This is a genomic window from Hymenobacter sediminicola, assembly GCF_014250515.1.
Taxonomy (GTDB): Bacteria; Bacteroidota; Bacteroidia; order Cytophagales; family Hymenobacteraceae; genus Hymenobacter; species Hymenobacter sediminicola.
Genome location: NZ_CP060202.1, coordinates 2,655,808 through 2,674,157, shown reverse-complemented (window position 1 = coordinate 2,674,157; position 18,350 = coordinate 2,655,808). Strand labels below are relative to the sequence as shown.

Here is an 18,350-nt window from a genome sequence, read left to right as displayed (position 1 = left end):
ACGGAAAACCGCGTACGGGAGACGTATCTTGGAAGGAATTTGCACCGCTTGAGCTTGCTCAGGCACACGTATCTTGTTATTTTGTACCAGGTTAGCAACACTCAGTCTTTACAACAGGATGCTATGAAACGTCTTACCGACTACATCGAAAAGCAGAGCTTCGGGGTATGCAATGCTTTGGGCAACCGGTTGGGCTTCTCTTCCAGCAGTGTCCGGCTTTCCTTCGTATACGCTTCGTTCTTCACCTTTGGCTCGCCCATTGTGCTGTACTTCGCTCTTGCCTTCTGGATGAACGTGCGGCGTGCCATGCGCCGGCAGCGCAGCACGGTCTGGGATTTATAACGTGCATGTTGGCTTCTTTAGGTGCCTGCTCTCATTAAAGGGCAGGCTTTTTTGTGAACAGCCCATTTTAGCTACTTCGCAATAGCAGAATCTGCCGCCAAAATCAGGAAAGCAAGCGAGTATCCAGTTCCGAAAATTTCCGTTTGCCCTGCCCGAAATATGCCCACACCAGACTGCCCCGATACACGCCCGGCCGCTGCTGCGTGAGGCGCGGCGGATACTGGCGGCGCTTCTGCTTCCAATAGGGGAGGCGGCGGTAGAAGTCACGGTGAGCCCGCAGGATGGCGCGGGCATCCGCCGATTCGCCCTGCAGCAGCAGGCGCAGCGCCGCCACCCAATCCAGCACAAGACGGGTAGCCAAAGTGCTGGCCAGCTCCGATGCATGCGTGTTTTTATAGACTAGCGCCAGCCCGTTGCGGAAGTTGAGGTAGGTTTTGCGTGGGTTGGATTTGTGCAGGGTGCCGCCCCCAACGTGGTACACCGTGCTGCCACCGTGGTACCACACCTCATGGCCGGCATTCCAGAGGCGCCAACATAGGTCTATTTCCTCCATGTGCGCGAAGAATTCCGGTTCCAGCCCGTCTAGCGCACGCCAGGCGCTCAGGCGCACCGCCATGCAAGCCCCAGTAGCCCAGGCTACCGGTCGTGCATCATCATACTGGCCGTGGTCGTGTTCCAGGGTGTCGAAGAGGCGGCCACGGCAAAAGGGGTAGCCCAGCCGGTCGAGGTAGCCGCCACCAGCTCCGGCGTATTCGAACAATTCCGGCTGCGCGTGGGCCCGTATTTTGGGCTGAACGGCCGCTACGGCAGGGCGTGCTTCCAGGAGCTGACGTATGGGCTGCAACCAGCCCGGCGTCACGGCCACATCGGAGTTGAGCAGCACCGCATACCGGATATCGGGTGCCAGTTGGCTAAGGGCCTGATTATAGCCCTCACAAAAGCCTAAGTTGGCGGCATGCGCAAGTAGCTTCACTTGCGGAAACTCCTGTGCCAGAACGGCCACGGAGTCATCCGTTGAGGCATTGTCAACGACGATAATCTGTGCCGCATTGCTGTAGGCCAGCACCGATGGCAAAAACTGACGCAGCAGGGCCGCACCATTCCAGTTCAGTATTACTACGGCTACATCGGCGCAGGCGTCAGCAATACCGGTTACAGCAGAAATTGGCGTTGAAATGCTGCTAGAGGCCAAAACCGCCGAGGTCGAGGCCAGGAATATTCGGGATCAGGCCGCTGGTCTTGCGCTTTAGCTCCTCCTTGGCTTTGTCGCCGGCTTCATCCAGGGCCTTGTTCACGGCCGCCACTACTAGGTCCGACAGCATTTCCCGGTCGGAGAGGAGGGTTTCATCAATTTCAAGCTTAATCACGCGGCGCTGACCGTTGGCGGTGGCGCGCACAAGGCCGCCACCCGCTTCGCCGGTGGCCGTCACAAACTGCATTTCCTGCTGGGCCTGCTGCATTTTCTCCTGCAACTCTTTCATTTTGCCCATCATGCCCATCATGTCAAACATATGCTCTTCTATCGTTGAGTCCAGCGAACTGGAAGGGAGTAAGGTGTAGTCAGGTTCTGATATAATCCGAGCAAGTGTTGCTCATCATACACCACGTACTTGTTTCCGAAACCAGCTTTGCGCAAATGGCTACTCTGGAACCTGAATGTTTATTTCACCGGCGAATCTGCTGGTACCGGCGCAATTTACGCAAGTCACAGCCATACCAACATAATGGGCTCCGCTACTGCATTAGTAGCTGTTCGCCGAATAGCGGGTAAAATCCTCGCAAGATCTTCAACTGATGGGATTCAACGCTGCACCAGAAAGTGACCGGAATACCCGACTGATGCTAGAAAACCATATGAAGGCGTAAGCGGGAAAACTGTACATGCTGCTGCACTATTTAGCAGGCAAACTACCTGATAAACTTGAACCTAGTGCCAAGAGCTTCACCCATCTACACCAGCTTGTCGGGGGTGATGGGCAACTCCCGCACCCGCTTGCCGGTGGCATTGAACACCGCATTGGCAATAGCAGGAGCCACACCAATAGTGGCAATTTCCCCAATGCCCTTCGTGCCCAACGCGTTGACGTGCGGGTCAGGCTGGTTCACAAATGCCACCTGAATGTCGGGCGAGTCGGCATTTACCGGGACGTGATAATCGGCGAAGTCTTTGGTGATGTAGCGGCCGTACCGGTCGTCGATGATGGCATGCTCCATCAGGGCCATGCCAATACCGCCTACCGCGCCGCCTTTCATCTGGTTGGCGGCGGTTTTCTCGTTAACGATGGTGCCTGCATCGGCGCAGGAAACCAGTTTGCTCACCCGCACCTCGCCGGTAAGCACATGCACCCGCACCTCGGCAAAATGTACCGAAAACGAGTACATGGAATACTTCTGACCGGCACCATCGGGCTTGGCTTCCACAGCTACGGCTGTGCCGCCGGCTTGCTTCAATAATTCGGCGTAGGGTACGCGGGCAGTGGAGTTACTGGCCAGCGTGAGGTACCCATCTGTCAGGATGATATCCTCTTTCTTAGCCGAGGCAAAAGCCGCGCTGCCTACCGCCGCCAACTGCCGCAGCTTGTCCTTCAGGGCCAGGCAGGCCTGCTGCGTGGCCGGACCCACGCTATTCACAGTGGAGGAGCCACCTTGCGTGCCCGCCTTCGGGAAAGAAGAGTTGCCCAACTCGAACCGGATTTTCTGCGGGTCCATACCAAGCGTGTCGGCCGCAATTTGCGTCATTACGGTGCCGGTGCCCGGGCCAATGTCGGTGGTGGCACACTGGAGCAGCACCGTGCCATTGGGCAACAGCTGGGCGCCTACAGTAGCCGCGCCCCGGTGCGCCCCGAACGTACCCACGCCCATGCCGTAGCCCACCTGCCAGTCGCCGTCTCGTACGCTGCCGGGCTTCAGCTGGCGCTTGTTCCAACCAATACGGTCAGCACCCAGTTGGTAGCATTCCTTCAAAAACTTAGTGCTCCACGGCTTGCCGTTTTCGGGGTCAGTATCGGTGTAGTTGCGCAGCCGGAATTCCAGCGGATCAATGCCCAACTGGTGCGCCATTTCATCCATAGCGGACTCCAGCGCAAACGCGCCGGTCGCCTCGCCCGGGCCGCGCATCCAGATGGGCGAGCCGATATCAAGGGAGGCCAGACGGTAGCGCGTGGTCAGATTAGGCGACTGATACATCATGCGCGTCTGGGCCAGCGTCGATTCGGTGAACTCCTCGTAGCTGGACGTCTGGCCGATGCTCTCGTGCGTAATAGCCGTGATTTTGCCATCAGCCGTGGCGCTCATCCCAATTTTCTGCCAAGTGTAGGGCCGGTAGCCCACCATCGTGAACATCTGCTCGCGGGTCAGCATCAGCTTCACCGGCCTATTCACCACTTTAGCCGCCATGATGGCAGCTGACTCGTGGGGCCAGCTGTGCAGCGCGTTGCCGAAAGCACCGCCCACGAATGTGGCAATGACCTTTACGTTTTCTTCGGGCAAGCCCCATTCTTTGGCAAAGTCGCGCCGGGTGGCCATGGTGCCCTGCGTCTTGTCGTAAATTGTTAGGCGGTCGGGCGCTTCCCAGTGCGCCGTAATGGCCTGGAGCTCCATCGGATGGTGCACCTCGGTCGGAATCACATAGTCCTGTTCCAGCTTGATAGCGCCAGCCTTATACGCATCCGCCTTTCCCCGCTGGTAGTCGTTCATGGGGTTCTTCGGATTCTTCTTGGCCGAAGTTGGGAGGAAAGCCTGGGGCTTGCTGGCCTCCAGGTTGGTCTGGTGCTTTTCCGGTGCGTACTGCCCTTTTACCAGCCGTGCAGCAAAGCGGGCCCGCTCCAGCGTATCGGCCACCACAATGGCAATTGGCTGGTCGTTGAAGCGAATTTTATCGTCGTGAAATATCTTAATCGGCCCGCCAACTGTGGCCGGCTGAGACGGGTCCTTGCCTGCCGTATCGAAGCCCGGTACTTTGGGCGAGTTGAAGTGGGTGATGACGGCCAGCACGCCAGGGGCTCGCTCAGCGGCCTTGCTGTCGATGCCCGTAATGCGGCCTTTGGTGATGGCGCTGCCCACGAGCACGGCATAGGTGATGCCGGGCAGCTCGTATTCAGCCGAATAGGTGGCCGCACCGGTCACTTTCAGGCGGCCATCTACCCGGTTCATCGGCGCTCCGATTTGCTTTTCTGGGGTTTTCATAACAAAATCGGGGTTAAGCGGCTGCGGCGGTTTTAAGCGCCTGGACAATTGCATTAGGGCCAAGCTTGAGCTTATAGGCATTGTGCTTGAAAGACTTGGCGCCCTGCATAGCCACATCGGCCGCCTGCCGGAATGTTTCTTCGGTAGCCGGCTTGCCAACTAACATCTGCTCAGCAGTTGTGAGACGCCAGGGCTTATGGGCCACGCCGCCCATGGCCAGCCGCGCCGCTTTAATAATATTGCTGCCGTCGATGTCCAGCGCTGCTGCTACGGAAAGCAACGCAAAAGCGTAGCTGGCCCGCTCGCGCACCTTTTGGTAGTGCACATGCTTGGTGAAAGGACCATCCGGCACGTCCACGGCTGTTATCAGCTCCCCAGGCGCAAGATTAGTGTCCTTTTCGGGCGTGTCGCCGGGCAGGCGGTGGAAGTCGGCGAAGGGAATGCTGCGGTTGCCTTTAGGGCCACTTACCTGCACCACTGCATCTAGGGCTACCAGCGCCACGCTCATATCGGAGGGGTGCACGGCAATACACTTATCTGAAAAGCCGAAGATGGCGTGCATCCGGTTAACGCCTTCCAGCGCGCCGCAGCCGGTACCGGGTTGGCGCTTGTTGCACGGCATGGTAGTATCGTAGAAGTAAGCGCAACGGGTGCGCTGCAGCATGTTTCCACCTACGGTAGCCATATTGCGCAGCTGCGGCGAGGCTCCGGCATTCAGGGCTAAGGCTAGGAGCGGCTGCTTCTCACGCACCTGCCGGTCCTCAGCTACGGCCGAGTTCAGGGCCAGAGCGCCAATACGCAATCCGTTGTTCTGGGACTCAATCTTGCCTAATGGCAGGCGGTTGATGTCAACCAGCTTCTGCGGGCTTGTTACCCCGCGTTTCATCAAATCCACGAGGTTGGTGCCACCCGCAATAAAGGCGGCATTGGGGTCCTTGGCAACTGCGTCGATGGCGGCCTGCTGCTTGGTAGGGCGGCTGTACTGGAACTGGTTCATACCTTTTGTCCTCCCTTCTTCACGTCCTGGATGGCCGCCACGATGTTTGAGTAAGCTCCGCAGCGGCAGATGTTGCCACTCATATACTCCCGTATTTCACCTTCAGAGCCGGCGTGGCCTTCACGCACACAGGCCACGGCACTCATAATCTGGCCGGGCGTGCAGTAGCCACACTGAAAGCCGTCGTGCTTCACAAACGCCTCCTGCATGGGGTGCAGCTTGTCGCCGTCGGCTAGGCCCTCAATGGTGGTGATTTCCTTGCCGTCGTGCATCACCGCGAAGCTCAGACAGCTGTTTACCCGCTGGCCATCCACGTGCACAGTGCAGGCCCCACACTGGCCATAGTCGCAGCCTTTTTTAGTGCCGTTCAGGTGCAGTTGCTCACGCAACAGGTCGAGTAGCGTCGTGCGGGGTTCTACCGAAAGCTTCAGCTTTTTGCCATTCACTTTCAGGCTCAGCGGTACTTGCTCAATGGCCTCAGCCACCCGCTCGTCCAACTTGGCCTCGGCAGCCGATACTACCGGGCCCGGCACCAGAGCCATGGCAGTCAGCAGCGTCGACTGTTTAAGAAACGTGCGTCGCGAGTCATCGTGAGGACTTGCGTTTTCGGGTTCAGTATTCATGACGAAAAGGAAATAAAGGCAGGTAGAAAGCGCCGGTTTGGCCCGCCAAGCATGAGTATACGTTAGATTTTCTTTACCACACGGGCCGGTACGCCCGCTACAATAGTGTTGGCCGCCACATCCTTCGTGACAACTGCACCAGCCGCTACTACCGCATTTTCTCCGATGGTAATGCCGGGCATGACCGTGGCATTAGCCCCAATCCAGGCATTCTTCTGTATAAGAATAGGCTTGGAATAGGTGCTTTTACGTTGCGCGGGCTCCAGTGGGTGGTTGGTAGTAATCAGACTCACTTTCGGACCCACCAAGACGTTGTCTTCCAATGTAATTCCGCCACGGTCCATGAACACGCAGTCGAAATTCACGAACACGTTTTTGCCAATCCGGATGTTGTGGCCGAAGTCCGTGTAGAAAGGCGGAATCAGGAAAAAGGTTTTGTCTACCTCTTGGTTGATCAGCTCGCTGAAAACGCGCCGAACCTCGTCCTCATCATCCACCATCATAGAATTGAGTTGAGAGGTAATATGGATGGCTTTGCGAATGACGGCGTAAATCTGCGGGTATTCTGGGTCGTCGAGCCGGATGATTTCACCAGCCAAATCCCGCTCAAAAATTGTTTTTGGTAGATTCTTCATGGCTTTGAAAGACCCGGTCGATAGTCGGTAAATGGTCGTTGCTGTCCTTGCTAGGCTATTAGTGAAGAGCAAAATGCCCGTGTCCTGCGTCTGCTGCACGTGAGCAAGTGCGCGGGTTGCCGCACTTATAGTTCGAATGTTACGGTGACGCTGCCAGCCCCCAGAGCCGCCGCTAGTCTCGCGGGGTTATCAATGCGCCCTAGCCGTGTGTAGCGGTAGGAGGTGGCAACGCTTTTGTAAAACAGAACCAGTGTTTCACTACCATACAGCATCAAATCGCCTGCCTGAATGGTGCCAGGATTGGTGGCATTGGTTGGCAGGCCAGTCGCGAAGTCGTAATACTTCTCGTTGCTGTTTAGCTCACTCATTGCAACGGTGAGAGGCAGCCGGGCTACGAAGGCCGCGGAAGAAGGATTGTCGAACAGGGTAGCGGTGAAGGTGTCGGAACCAATCCGAATGCGAAGTCGGGTGCTCATCGTAGGCAAATTGGCGGGCTCAGAGGAATCGTTTTCACACGCCCCGGTGCCACTCAACAGCAGCAATAGGAGCAGTAGTGGCAACGACGGTCGTTTCATGCCTGTTTAGTAGTGGTTACAGCGTAGCCAAGTCGATGACGAAGCGGTAGCGCACATCCCCTTTTACCATCCGCTCATAAGCAGCGGCAATGTCCTTGATGTCAATCAGCTCGATATCGGAAACGATGTTGTGCTCGGCGCAGAAATCCAACATTTCCTGAGTTTCGGCAATGCCGCCGATGGTAGAGCCAGACACGCTTTTACGGCCCGGAATAAGTGCAAAGGCAGGAATTTCCATGGGTTTAGGCGGAGCTCCAACCAAGATGTGGGTGCCGCTGGTTTTGAGCAGCGACAGGTACAGCGGAATGTCGTGGTCGGCTGCTACGGTGTCGAGAATGAAGTCAAAGGAGCCTTTTACGGCTTCCAACTGGGCTTCGTCCTTGGTCACCACGAAATGATGAGCACCGAGGGCCTTAGCGTCGGCTTCCTTAGAAGGGGAGGTGCTCAGCACGGTCACGTCCGCGCCGAAGGCCACACCAAACTTCACACCCATGTGGCCCAGGCCGCCCAGCCCAACCACGGCCAGCTTATGGCCGGCACCCACTTTCCAGTAGCGTAGCGGCGAGTATGTGGTGATGCCGGCACAAAGCAGCGGGGCCACCGCGGCCAGATCCAGCTTCTCCGATACGTGCACCACAAATTCCTCACGCACCACAATGGTGTTGGAGTAGCCGCCGTAGGTGGGTGCTCCGTCGCGGCCGAGGTTGTTGTAAGTCTGGGTATTGCCTTCCAGACAGTATTGCTCCAGCCCGTCCTTACAGTTTACGCAGACCTGGCAGGAATCTACCATACAGCCTACGCCGGCCAACTCAGCTACTTTGAATTTCTTCACATGTTCGCCCACTTTGGTAATGCGGCCCACGATTTCGTGACCCGGCACCATCGGGAAGATGCCCGGAAACCACTCATTGCGGATTTGGTGCAGGTCGGAGTGGCAGACGCCGCAGAACAAGATTTCAATCTGCACATCGTGCGGCCCGACGTCACGGCGCTCGAAGTTCCAAGGGGCGGGGTCTGTGGTCGGGCTTTGTGCTGCGTAACCTTTGGCTGGTATCATGGTAGGCTGGCTAAATGAGTGAAGTGGTAAAAGTGCCCGTCAGTTGAGGTCGTTGGCGAATAGCTGTCGAACAGCTTTTTATACAAATCAAGCAGGATGGCGGAAGGCCAACGGCGTGCTGCCGGTATGCTGCTTGAAGAAGCGAGTGAAGTAAGTCGCATACTCGAAGCCGAGGCGGTCTGCAATGTCGGCCACGGGCCAGTCGGTGTGCTGCAACAGCGTCTTAGCTTCGTGCACGAGCCGTTCGGCCAAGTGGGTGGTAGTAGACTTTCCCGTGACTTCCTTCACCGCCCGGTTCAGGCTATTGACGTGCACGGCCAGGCGGTCGGCGTAGTCCTGGGCATTTTTCAGGATGGGCTCGTCAGCAGGCGTTGTCACCGGAAACTGCGCGTCCAGCAAGGTTAAAAACAGGGCTGTGATGCGCTCCGCTGCGTTGGTTGAGGGCTGGGGGTACGCACTGGCCGGCTGCATCTGTGCCGCTTCATGAATAATGAGGGAAAGCTGGCTACGCAGCAGGTCGTGCTTATGGGGATAATCAGTTGCCTGGTCCTGGAGCATCCGCTCAAATATCTGCGCGAGGTAGCGCTGCTGCTCGGCGATGAGAAAGTACACCGGGTTGCCATCTACCTTATAGAGTACCGATTCCTTGAGACTGACGCCGCGCATAGCCGAATGCAGAAAGCTTTCGGTGAAGCCGCAGACATAGCCCTGCTGGTCGCCGCCACCTTCGACTAACTCCCAGGAGTAGGGCACCAGCCGATTGGTAAACACCAAGGCTGGCTTGTCTACGGCGTAGCTGCGGGTAGCGTAATGCAGCTCGTTTGCTCCTTCCAGCACCAGCACCACCTTAAAATGGTCGCGCCGGCTGAAGGCGCCCATTACCCGGCGGACATCCTCCATTGTCGCCACACAAATTTCGCCACTGATAAGAGGATGGGCAGAAGACTGGGCAAGAAGGTGAGGCTGCGGCATTGGATTCGACAGCGCCAGCATCAGGCGGCGCTGTCGGTATAAACTCCGAATCGGTGAAAGTGGTTGGGATTTCGCGGAGGGCATTGGCACAGGCGGGCTACCGGTAGCTGGTGTATTCCTGTTCTGTCACGGGCTGCAGCCAAGTCACAATGCCCTTCTCGGTATTGACGTTGAGCGCAATGTGCGTCATGGCCTGCCGTGGCGAGGCCCCGTGCCAGTGCTTCACGCCCGGCTGGGCCTTGATGACATCCCCTTGGCGCAGCAGACGTATGGGCTGGCCCGCTTCCTGATAGTAGCCCACGCCATTAGTCACCAGCAGAATCTGGCCGGCAGCATGCGTGTGCCAGTTTGAGCGGGCTCCTGGCTCAAATGTGACGCTGCCGCTCACACAATGGAACGTAGTATCATCTTGCACCAACGGAAAGAGGTAAACGGTGCCCGTGAAATTGGCAGCTGGGGCCCGCTGGCCTTTCGGGAAGATGAGGTTTTGCGTGGTTTTACGCGTCGGCGGCTGCGTCTGCTGAGGAAGCTTAGTCCCGAAGCTAGTCAACAGAAGCACGGTACTCAGGACGAGAAAAATCTGAGCGGTTCGAAGGCTGGTCATAGGGAAATCGTGAGATGGTGAAACAGGCTGCAAAAGCGCGCCAGCCGGATACTTGGTTTTTTAACCGGCCACTGCAACTATTGCCACACTAGCAAGCCGCACTGCCTTAAAAAGAGGGGAGAGTGATGGTGTAACGCTTCGTCCAGCACAATTGGCTGTTGCACATGGGCCTGTGTCACCCCGTTGCTGCAGGCCCGTTCCGACGTGTGCCTGCAGCAGCGGCTCAATCCCGCCCATGCTCACCAGCGCCGAAATGCTGGCTAGGGGCGGTGGGCTGCTTGGTATTCTTCGTCCGTGACGGGGGCGCCCCAGTCTGCCATGCCTTGACTGGAATTTGGGCCGATGGCCAGGTGGGTAAACAGACTGGTAGTCGTAGCCCCGTGCCAGTGTACTACACCAGGTGCTATGCTTACGGCGTCGCCCGGCCGCAACAGTTGGGCTGGCTTGCCCTGTTCTTGGTAGTAGCCCATGCCAGCCGTCACAACCAGAATCTGGCCGGCTGGGTGCGAGTGCCAATTGTTGCGGGCACCGGGCTCAAAGGTCACGTCGCCGACTACGCAGTCGGTCGGGTTGCCGGGTTGGGTGAGCAGCGTCACCCACGCAACGCCGTTGAAGTTTTCAGCTGCTCCTTGCTGGGTGCCGGAAGGGGCGTTGATGTGGTTTTCCATCAGACAGTTGTACTAGGATATTGAGTTGACTCACTATCAACTACGCCCAGCAAAGGTCCTGGATTCGCTACGAGGCGAAAAACAGGAATCAAACAGCTTCTGATACAATTCAAACAGAAAGCAGCAGGCGGCGCACCTGGCATTGTCCTTACTATCAGTTACATCAGACTTGGTCCGCTGGTCCGGTTTCGCCCGGCGCCAGAGCAGCTCTCCTGCAGACGGGGGGCGTTACAGTACCGTCAGCCTGTTCGAGACAGCGCGAGGAAACCCGCAAAACCGTGCGCTGTTCCTGAGTTGAAACCCTGTATTCTGCTCTGCCAGCATCCAGTGGAGTATCCGTGTAGCCAGCTCGGATATAGCGGCCTCTAACCGGTTTGTTGCAGCCAGCTATAGGCCGTAGCCAGGTCGTCGAAGGACACGATGAAAGGCTGGGTAGTGTATTCCATGGCCACATCCAGAGAATGGCGCGCCGGCCACTGCTTGGAGTAGACGCAGGCAATGTAGCGAATGCCAAAACTGGCCAGCAGCGGAAAAAGTGTTTCTCCCGCCCACTTTTCCTTACCGTTCCAGCTGCTGGTGACCTGTAGCGTGCTGTTCAGCAGCTTCTGGCACGGATACGACTGCAGACATTGTACCAGTAGCTGGGCGCTTCGGTGAGCGGTGCCGGCTTTATACGCTCCTTGCCAGTCAGCATAGAGCCACTGGTTCTCCGCATCATAGTACACAGACAGGGCCGGTGTCGACCCCAGAATCAGTAGGGCAGGATTGTCCAGCATAGTTGTAGCCGCTACCCAATACTGCTGAGCGTATTGTCGTCGAGTGAACGAAGAACGGAATAATTACTGGGGAATAATGGCGGCTAATAGCAGCGCGTTGGCTGGAGAAACCAACCAGCAAGCACATCCATCCGGACCTGATACGAGCTGTTCCTTAACCCGCGTGAAATACTAGGCGGCAGTGGGCCGAGAGCAGCGGAAATGGAACAGAAGTAGCCGAAAGCTCTGGTGGCAACGGCTATTTCGCACCTTCCAGAAACAGCCGGAAAGTGGTGCCCACGTTTTCCTGACTTTCCACTTCAATGTGCCCGTCCTGGGCTCTGACAAGCCGATTAATGAGGAAAAGCCCCACGCCGGTACCCTCGCCGGCATGCGGATGGAAGCGCCGGAACAAATGAAAAAGCTCCGGACCGTGGAGCTGCAGATCCATGCCCAGGCCGTTGTCTGACACTTCCAGTACCGGCTGCCCGCCTGCCCGGTACGTGCTAACCCGTATACGGGCCGGCCGGTCGGGGTGGCGGTATTTGATGGCGTTGCTGAGCAGGTTGACCAGCACGGTGCGCAAGCTGCTGCGCACGTAGGTCACTTCCGGCAAACGCGAAAAATCGGTGGCGACGTGCGCCTGTGCTGCCAGCAGTTGCGGCTGCAGGCTCTGAAGGACATCCGCCGTCAGCTCCTCAACGGCAACTGGCTCGGCCGTCAGCTCACCGGGCTGCCGGGCCACCTGCACCACAGCCGCCAAATCAGTGATTGTCGTGCTGAGTGCTTGCAGGGAATTGTCGAGCAGGCGCCAGAGTTGGTCGGCTTCGGGGTCTTCTACTGTGGCTGAGCGCTGCAGTTCCTCAAACAGTCCGCGCAGGTTGTGCACCGGCTGGCGCAGGTCGTGGGAGGCAGCATATACAAAGTTGTCGAGGTCGGCGTTGGTGCGGGCCAACTGCTGGTTACTAGTGGCCAGCTCGGTATTGGCCTTGGTCAGCAAGGTGTTCTGCAAATGAATCTGCTGGCGAGCATCGGTTAGCTCCTCCACCGATTCGCGCAATTGCTGATTCACGCCCTGCAACTCCTGGTGGTAGCGCGCCATATACTGGCGCCACTCGTTCTTCTCAATGGCGTGCACGACGGTCTTATAGAGCAACTCCTGGTCAAACTGCTGCTTCACCAGATAGTCCATGGCCCCGCTGTTGAGAGCCCGCACGGCCAGCTGTTCGCTGCCGCCCCCCGTAATCATGACTACACACAGGCTATCTGCCGAAGCCATGGCCTTCAATTCTGACAGAAGTGTCAGGCCATCGGTGTCCAGTAGATTGTAATCCAGTAAGATACAATCGGGGCGCAGGATAGCGTATTGCGCCAGGGCCTCGGCACCAGAAGTAGCCTCGAATGTTTCCAGCCGCTCATACGACCCCTGTTTTCCCAGAAACCGCTTGTACAGCATCCGGTCCTGCTCGTTGTCATCAACGAGTAATATCTTTTTCACTAGGCAGGCTAATTCGCGAATGGTAACTCCGAGGCATCGAGCCAGTAGTGCATGGCCAGCCGGATTTTTTCTTCCAGCACGGCATACTCTATAGGCTTTGTCAGGTAGCTATTGGCACCCAGCTTGTAGCAGTCCTCAATGTCGCGGGCGTTGCTGGACGTGCTGAAAATGATGACGGGAATGGAATGCAGACGGGTGTCTTGCTTGAGCTTGCTCAGTACCGTGCGCCCATCGGTGCCGGGTAGGTTCAGGTCCAGCAGCACCAGTGCTGGCAGAGTTTGGGGCCAGCCGGTGGCCTTGCCGCAGCCCTGCAGATATTCCAATGCTTGGTCGCCGTCTTCGCAGCGCAGCACAGGGTTGCGCAGCGCGTGTTTGCGGAAAGCCCGGCCAAGAGCCGTGAAATCCTCGGCGCTGTCCTCTACTACGAGGATGGGTTTAAGAGGTAAGGTTGCCACTTTACAAGTGCTTTAAAAGCGAAAAATAGAAGGTAGCGCCTTCTCCTGGCTGCGAGTCTACCCACAGAGCGCCCCCATGCTTCTCTACCATTTTCTTGACGATGGCCAGTCCGGCACCTGTACCGCCCCCATACTTCTCCTGCGAGTGTAACCGCTTGAATATCTTGAAGATATTCTCATGGTGTTTAGGGTCGATACCGATGCCGTTGTCACGTACGTAAAACACGTGAAAATCGTCTCGGTTCGCAATGCCTTTTTGTTGAGCTACCGTCGCAGGTGCCTCGCCAATCTCCACCAGCTTCGTGGGCTTGTCGTTATAGCGCATGGCATTGGTGAGCAGATTATTGAATATTTCACCTACCCGTACCGGGTCGCAGTTGATGACGGGTAGCGGGCCGGTGATGGTCACACTAGTGCCCGTCTGCTCCAGGCGGGGCGAAAGCAGATCCATTACCTCGGCTAATAAGTCGTTCAGATTGGTTGGCACTACCTCTAGCTCGGTGCGGCCTACGCGGGAGAGTTTCAGCAGCGACTCAATCAGGCCTTCCATGCGCTGGCTGAGCCGAACCAGGGTCTGCAGCTTATACACTCCATCCGCATCCAGCTGGTCGGCGTAGTCTTCCAGCAGAAAAAGGGAGTAGTTATGGATACCACGCAACGGCTCTTTCAGGTCGTGGGAAGCCACATAGGCGAAGGAATCCAGCTCGTCGTTGCTGCGCTCCAACTCAGCATTGAGCCGGCTGAGCATAGTGGCCCGCTGCTGCAACTCGTTGAAGACCCGCAGCCGCAGGTCGGAGATGTGCAGCCGAATTTCGCGCGCGGCTTCAATTTCGAGCGGCTTCCAGGGAGCAGCCGTATTTTCTACGGTTTGCTTCCACGCCTCAAACGACTGCCTCGGAGAGAGGAAAATCTGGCCATCGGCCAGCACTTGGTTTTTCTGATGCTGGCCGGCCCAGGTCACGGTCTGTACCATTTCGGGCCGGAACCAGAGAATATAGTTGCCGGATGCTTCGGCCAGCGAAACGGCCAGAATACCACTGGCCGTTGCCCGAATGTGGAAGCCATCCGGATTCAGGCTAGCATAGGAGTCAGTGTAGAATACCTCCGTTTTTACCTGCTGCTGCAGCCAAGCCAGTACCTCCCTGATCTGGTCTTCGGAAGGAGTAGTGCCCATGCGCATGATGCTGCCATCGAAGCAGATAGCCGCACCGTTGCAGTCGAACACATCCATTACCGTAGGCTGGCGGCTGTAGAGGGCCTGCACGAAATTTTCGTTGCTGGACACGTGCTCCAGCAGCCTTACCTGGTTTTCGCGGATTCGGAGCTGGTACTCCTGCTCGTCGTACTGTTCTTTAGCGCTGATAAGGGCCGAAAACGTCTTGCCGATAAACTGGCACAGGTCCCGTAGCTCGAAGCTGACCAGGCGGGGCGTACGGTGGTGGCACGTAATCATGCCCCATAGTTTCCCTTCCTGAATGAGCGAAATGGTCATGGTGGCTGCCGAACCCATATTGTGCAGATACTCGATATGGATCGGCGACACGCTCCGCAGCACGGAGTAGGTCATATCGGGTGGGCGATTGGTGCCGGGCGTATTCACCGGGACCAGCCGCGCCGGGGTGTAGCTGGCATCCGGAATAAAGCGCAGCCAGTTTTTGAGGTACATGGCCCGCGCCTGCTTCGGAATGTCGGTGGCGGGGTAATGCAGGCCCAGCCAGGGCTCGAGGTCCTCGTGCTTAGCTTCCGCAATGACTTCGCCGCTTTCATCGGCCGCGAAGCGGTAGATGGCAACCCGGTCGAAGCCGGTAATGGCGCGAACCTGCTCCACGGCATGCTGGCAGAAGTCCAGGACCCGCGTAGCGGCTAGCATCTGGCCCAGTGCATCGTTCAGAAACGGCAGGTCGGGCGGGAGAGCCAGCTTTTCTTCCACCGGCTCAAACTCCAGCCACAGCAGTTGGTCGTGGCGGTGCAGAATGATTTTGTAGTAGGGCTGGCCGGGTACGTTTGCCAGCTGGGCACCCAGCAGCCGGGTAGTGGTAGTGAGTGTGCTACGCAGCCGTTCAATTTCGGCCAGGCAGTCTGGTGCCAGCAGGCGGTCTAGCCGGGAGCCAAGCAGCTCTTCGGCCGGGATGCTGAGCAGGGCCAGGGTATTTTCGCTGGCCTGCACAATGCGCATGGTTTCCTCGTTCAGGCACAGCAAAAAGCCATAGGGCTGCACGGAGCCTGGAATATGAATGGGCTCCCGGTCGCAGTTGGTGAGGTCAATATCTGCGGTCAGCAGGCTTTCGTCAGTATAGCTCATCAAGTAGTAATCCAGGCGTCAAGGTGTTGAAAGGTGTGGCCCGCTGACGCCACCACTTCATCTTCATTTTCGGGAGTGACGGCCTGACTCAGCAGCTGGCAGAACGACTTCCACATCGGACCAGTCCGTTCGGCGTAGCCACTAAAGTAAGTGCGGGCTGGAATAGCCGCCTTAGCGAGTTGCTTCGCAATTACCTGTCCGCCCAGAGTAGATCCTTCCAGCACGTACATGGCACCCAGCAGCTGCGGCCAAGTGTGCAGCGGCGGCAAAGCTGGGCAAAGGGGAAGCGCAGCCGCATTGGCGGGTAGGTCCTGCAGAATGAGGTGGGCGCGGTAACGCTGCTCTATGGCCCATTCCGGTGCAAAGTGGTGCTGCCGAAGCTGGTCTTCGTAGGGCTTCAGAAACCCGTACATCTTTGCCAGAAAATGCTCAGTAGCTTCCGGCGTCAGGGTGCCAGCCGTCAGTTCTCGGTTGAAACGGTTTTGCTCCAGCGCATCGTGGTAAGGGCGGGTTTCAGTTCGTAGCCGGTGCAAAATGCCGGTTGAAGCAGGAGGATTCGTCATGCAGGATGATAAGGCCCGGAGTAGGGTTTGCGGAGCCGGAAGAAAAGCAAATTTACCGCTTCGCCCCAAATTTGCCCACTATGCTGGTGCGGCCTCCAAACAGCGGACGGGCCATGCCAGCCGGCGCAGCACTCCCACTTACTGCAGAATCGTGACGGTGCCGTGTTGCACAACCGTTTGACCGGCTGCGTCGCGGGCTTCAAACCGCCAGACGTAAGCACCCTGCACGGGCTTCTCGTTGCGGATGCGCCCATCCCAGGCCTGAGTTCGGTCGGTGCCCCGGAATACTTCCTGCCCGTTGCGGTCAACCACGGTGAAGGTGTAGGTTTTCAGAAAGCGGCCCTTCACCTCCAGCACGTCGTTCAGGCCGTCGCCGTTGGGCGTGAAAGCAGTAGGAACGTAGGCCTCCAGGCGGCGGACCACACTGGCAATATTGGAATAGCTGGGAGCCGGAAGCCCGCCGCCCGTTACTTCCAGCCGGTAGCGCACGGCCTGCAGGTCAGTGGGTGGCAGCAGGTCGAGGTAAGTGCCCCGTGAGCTTACAGCTACTGCATTGCGTACTGTATTATCGGGGTTCAGAACCAATAGGCGGTAGCGCAGCGTGTCCTGCGCTGTGGTAGCGGGTGCCCCCCGCAGCTTCGACCATAGCAGGCGCACTGAGGAACCACGCGGGTCGGCCAGTTCGGCGGCCAGTACCGCTGGGCAAAAGGGCGCACTGTCGGAGGAGCGGTTGTTGCAGTCGTCCTCAAACCGCACCTGGTAGCAGGGAGCCGCCGCAGGCGAATAGGTCTGCAGCGAATCGAGGCGGGTGCGGGCGGGAGTGGAGCCTATTGAAGTTCCGTCGCGCAGATAGGTGAGCTGACCGGTAGTTGGAAAGCGGGCTACGGATGCGGTTAGCATCACCCGGTTGCGCTCATCAAATGTGGCCAGCAGCCGTGGAACAGGGGGCGCCTGCGTGGCCGTAGCCCGCACTGCTACTTCATTGGAAACCGATGACACGCTGCCTGGGTAGCGGGCCGTGAGACGGTACGTGTAGGTGATACCGCAGGCCACGGCCGTATCGGTGTAGGTGCGCGCCGCCGGCGACAATACGATACCCGGCGGGAGGGCGGGAGTGCGCGTCAGTTCATAGCTGCCGGGGTTAGTGCCTAGTTGCCAGGCCAGCTCATTGCGGCGTTCAGCAGCCTGCACAGTGAGCGTAAGCGTGCTGATGGGGTCAGATACAGCCAAGGCCTGTTGGCAGTCGTCGGCGCGGCGGATACGGTAGAAGCCAGCCGTGGCGCCAGGTATCGTGAAGCCCGTAAGCCCGGTAGGCGTTGCGGCCGTCACCGTCTGAAAGGCGGTGGGAGAAGCAAAGTCGGCCCGCTCCACCGTGTAGCGGTAGCCGGCTGTAAGGGGCGCCACGGTAAGCTGGGCAGTAGTGCCTTGCAGCGTGATATTCTGAATAGCCAACGGACCCGGTGTGGCCAGCTGCGGCAGAGTTTGGGTAGCAGAGCGCGTGCACAAGGCATTGTCGCTGTATACACCTGCTACCGTGATGCTGGTGGCGCCAGCCGGCACTGGGTAGGTGATGGTTTGGCCGCGGGGCGCCGGTAGTACGCTGCTGCCAATCTGGACGGTATAGCTGTCGTAGGGTGCACCCGGCAGTGTTACCTGCACAAAGCCGGGGGAGCAGGCCGTAGTAGTAAAGGCGGGAGCCGGGTTGTCGAAAACTTCAAACTCCCGGAAATAAATGGTGCCGGCACCGCAGCCTGTACAAGGCTGCCCATTTTCGGTAACCGTGATGGGACCAATGGTGGTGGGCGTATACGTGACGGGCGACTGCAGAAAGCCAGGGCCGCCGCAGGGGTTCGGGTACGCTGCGGAGCCCGGCAGTATTTGGTAAGTGTATACCAGTGGCTGCCGGCCAGAGCACAAATCAAAACGCACGGTGCGGCCTACGCACAGCTTCTCCACAATCTGGTTGGTCTGCACATCTACGGCCACAAAGGTGCAGGCCGGCTGACCGGGAGTGGCCGCACAAGGTTGCGCCAGAGTGGGCGAATTGGCAGCCAACACTATTCCGACGAACAGTAGCAGCAGGTAGAAGTAGTTAGCAGAACGCATAGGCTGGCGGATA

At 58.0% G+C, this 18,350-nt stretch carries 18 protein-coding genes; 1 reads left to right on the top strand and 17 read right to left on the bottom strand.

What is annotated here, in order from left to right:
- The first annotated feature begins 123 nt into the window (after positions 1 to 123).
- Positions 124 to 342 carry a PspC domain-containing protein gene (locus H4317_RS11445; protein WP_185886735.1) on the top strand — a complete coding sequence of 73 codons (219 nt, stop codon included), beginning with the start codon at positions 124 to 126 and terminating at the stop codon, positions 340 to 342.
- Between the two features lie 103 nt (positions 343 to 445).
- On the opposite strand, the gene H4317_RS11440 is transcribed toward H4317_RS11445, so the two are convergent.
- The 17 genes from H4317_RS11440 to H4317_RS11360 all read right to left on the bottom strand — a co-directional run bounded on the left by H4317_RS11440 (position 446) and on the right by H4317_RS11360 (position 18,337).
- Positions 446 to 1,534: a glycosyltransferase family 2 protein gene (locus tag H4317_RS11440; RefSeq protein ID WP_349772175.1), complete on the bottom strand. Its 1,089-nt coding sequence runs from the start codon at positions 1,532 to 1,534 to the stop codon at positions 446 to 448.
- Positions 1,524 to 1,853, bottom strand: a complete 330-nt coding sequence (locus H4317_RS11435) for a YbaB/EbfC family nucleoid-associated protein (RefSeq protein WP_185886734.1) — start codon at positions 1,851 to 1,853, stop codon at positions 1,524 to 1,526. The genes H4317_RS11440 and H4317_RS11435 overlap by 11 nt, the downstream gene beginning before the upstream one ends.
- Before the next feature lie 439 nt (positions 1,854 to 2,292).
- Entirely contained in the window at positions 2,293 to 4,527 is a 2,235-nt protein-coding gene (locus H4317_RS11430) for a xanthine dehydrogenase family protein molybdopterin-binding subunit (protein ID WP_185886733.1), read from the bottom strand.
- A gap of 13 nt (positions 4,528 to 4,540) precedes the next feature.
- Positions 4,541 to 5,524 carry an FAD binding domain-containing protein gene (locus tag H4317_RS11425; RefSeq protein ID WP_185886732.1) on the bottom strand — a complete coding sequence of 328 codons (984 nt, stop codon included), beginning with the start codon at positions 5,522 to 5,524 and terminating at the stop codon, positions 4,541 to 4,543.
- On the bottom strand, positions 5,521 to 6,147 hold the full coding sequence (locus H4317_RS11420; protein WP_185886731.1) for a (2Fe-2S)-binding protein: 627 nt from the start codon (positions 6,145 to 6,147) through the stop codon (positions 5,521 to 5,523). The genes H4317_RS11425 and H4317_RS11420 overlap by 4 nt, the downstream gene beginning before the upstream one ends.
- A gap of 62 nt (positions 6,148 to 6,209) precedes the next feature.
- Positions 6,210 to 6,782, bottom strand: coding sequence for a DapH/DapD/GlmU-related protein (locus H4317_RS11415; protein WP_185886730.1), 573 nt, complete (start codon positions 6,780 to 6,782; stop codon positions 6,210 to 6,212).
- 125 nt (positions 6,783 to 6,907) lie between these two features.
- Positions 6,908 to 7,357, bottom strand: a complete 450-nt coding sequence (locus tag H4317_RS11410; RefSeq protein ID WP_185886729.1) for a cyclophilin-like fold protein — start codon at positions 7,355 to 7,357, stop codon at positions 6,908 to 6,910.
- Between the two features lie 16 nt (positions 7,358 to 7,373).
- Positions 7,374 to 8,414: an NAD(P)-dependent alcohol dehydrogenase gene (locus H4317_RS11405; RefSeq protein ID WP_185886728.1), complete on the bottom strand. Its 1,041-nt coding sequence runs from the start codon at positions 8,412 to 8,414 to the stop codon at positions 7,374 to 7,376.
- Between the two features lie 87 nt (positions 8,415 to 8,501).
- Entirely contained in the window at positions 8,502 to 9,314 is an 813-nt protein-coding gene (locus H4317_RS11400; protein WP_185886727.1) for a helix-turn-helix domain-containing protein, read from the bottom strand.
- A 169-nt stretch (positions 9,315 to 9,483) separates the two neighbouring features.
- Positions 9,484 to 9,990 (bottom strand): (R)-mandelonitrile lyase, encoded by a 507-nt coding sequence (locus H4317_RS11395; protein ID WP_185886726.1) that lies wholly within the window; start codon positions 9,988 to 9,990, stop codon positions 9,484 to 9,486.
- A 260-nt stretch (positions 9,991 to 10,250) separates the two neighbouring features.
- A complete protein-coding gene (locus H4317_RS11390) occupies positions 10,251 to 10,658 on the bottom strand; it encodes a cupin domain-containing protein (protein WP_185886725.1) in 408 nt (135 codons plus the stop codon).
- Between the two features lie 365 nt (positions 10,659 to 11,023).
- A complete protein-coding gene (locus H4317_RS11385; protein ID WP_185886724.1) occupies positions 11,024 to 11,434 on the bottom strand; it encodes a hypothetical protein in 411 nt (136 codons plus the stop codon).
- A gap of 238 nt (positions 11,435 to 11,672) precedes the next feature.
- Positions 11,673 to 12,911, bottom strand: a complete 1,239-nt coding sequence (locus H4317_RS11380; RefSeq protein WP_185886723.1) for a sensor histidine kinase — start codon at positions 12,909 to 12,911, stop codon at positions 11,673 to 11,675.
- A gap of 8 nt (positions 12,912 to 12,919) precedes the next feature.
- Positions 12,920 to 13,366 carry a response regulator gene (locus tag H4317_RS11375; protein ID WP_185886722.1) on the bottom strand — a complete coding sequence of 149 codons (447 nt, stop codon included), beginning with the start codon at positions 13,364 to 13,366 and terminating at the stop codon, positions 12,920 to 12,922.
- Between the two features lies 1 nt (position 13,367).
- The gene (locus H4317_RS11370; protein WP_185886721.1) at positions 13,368 to 15,668 is read right to left on the bottom strand and encodes an ATP-binding protein; all 2,301 of its coding nucleotides are present in this window, start codon (positions 15,666 to 15,668) and stop codon (positions 13,368 to 13,370) included.
- A complete protein-coding gene (locus H4317_RS11365) occupies positions 15,668 to 16,231 on the bottom strand; it encodes a biliverdin-producing heme oxygenase (RefSeq protein ID WP_185886720.1) in 564 nt (187 codons plus the stop codon). The genes H4317_RS11370 and H4317_RS11365 overlap by 1 nt, the downstream gene beginning before the upstream one ends.
- A gap of 138 nt (positions 16,232 to 16,369) precedes the next feature.
- Positions 16,370 to 18,337, bottom strand: coding sequence for a T9SS type B sorting domain-containing protein (locus tag H4317_RS11360; RefSeq protein WP_185886719.1), 1,968 nt, complete (start codon positions 18,335 to 18,337; stop codon positions 16,370 to 16,372).
- Positions 18,338 to 18,350 lie beyond the last annotated feature (13 nt).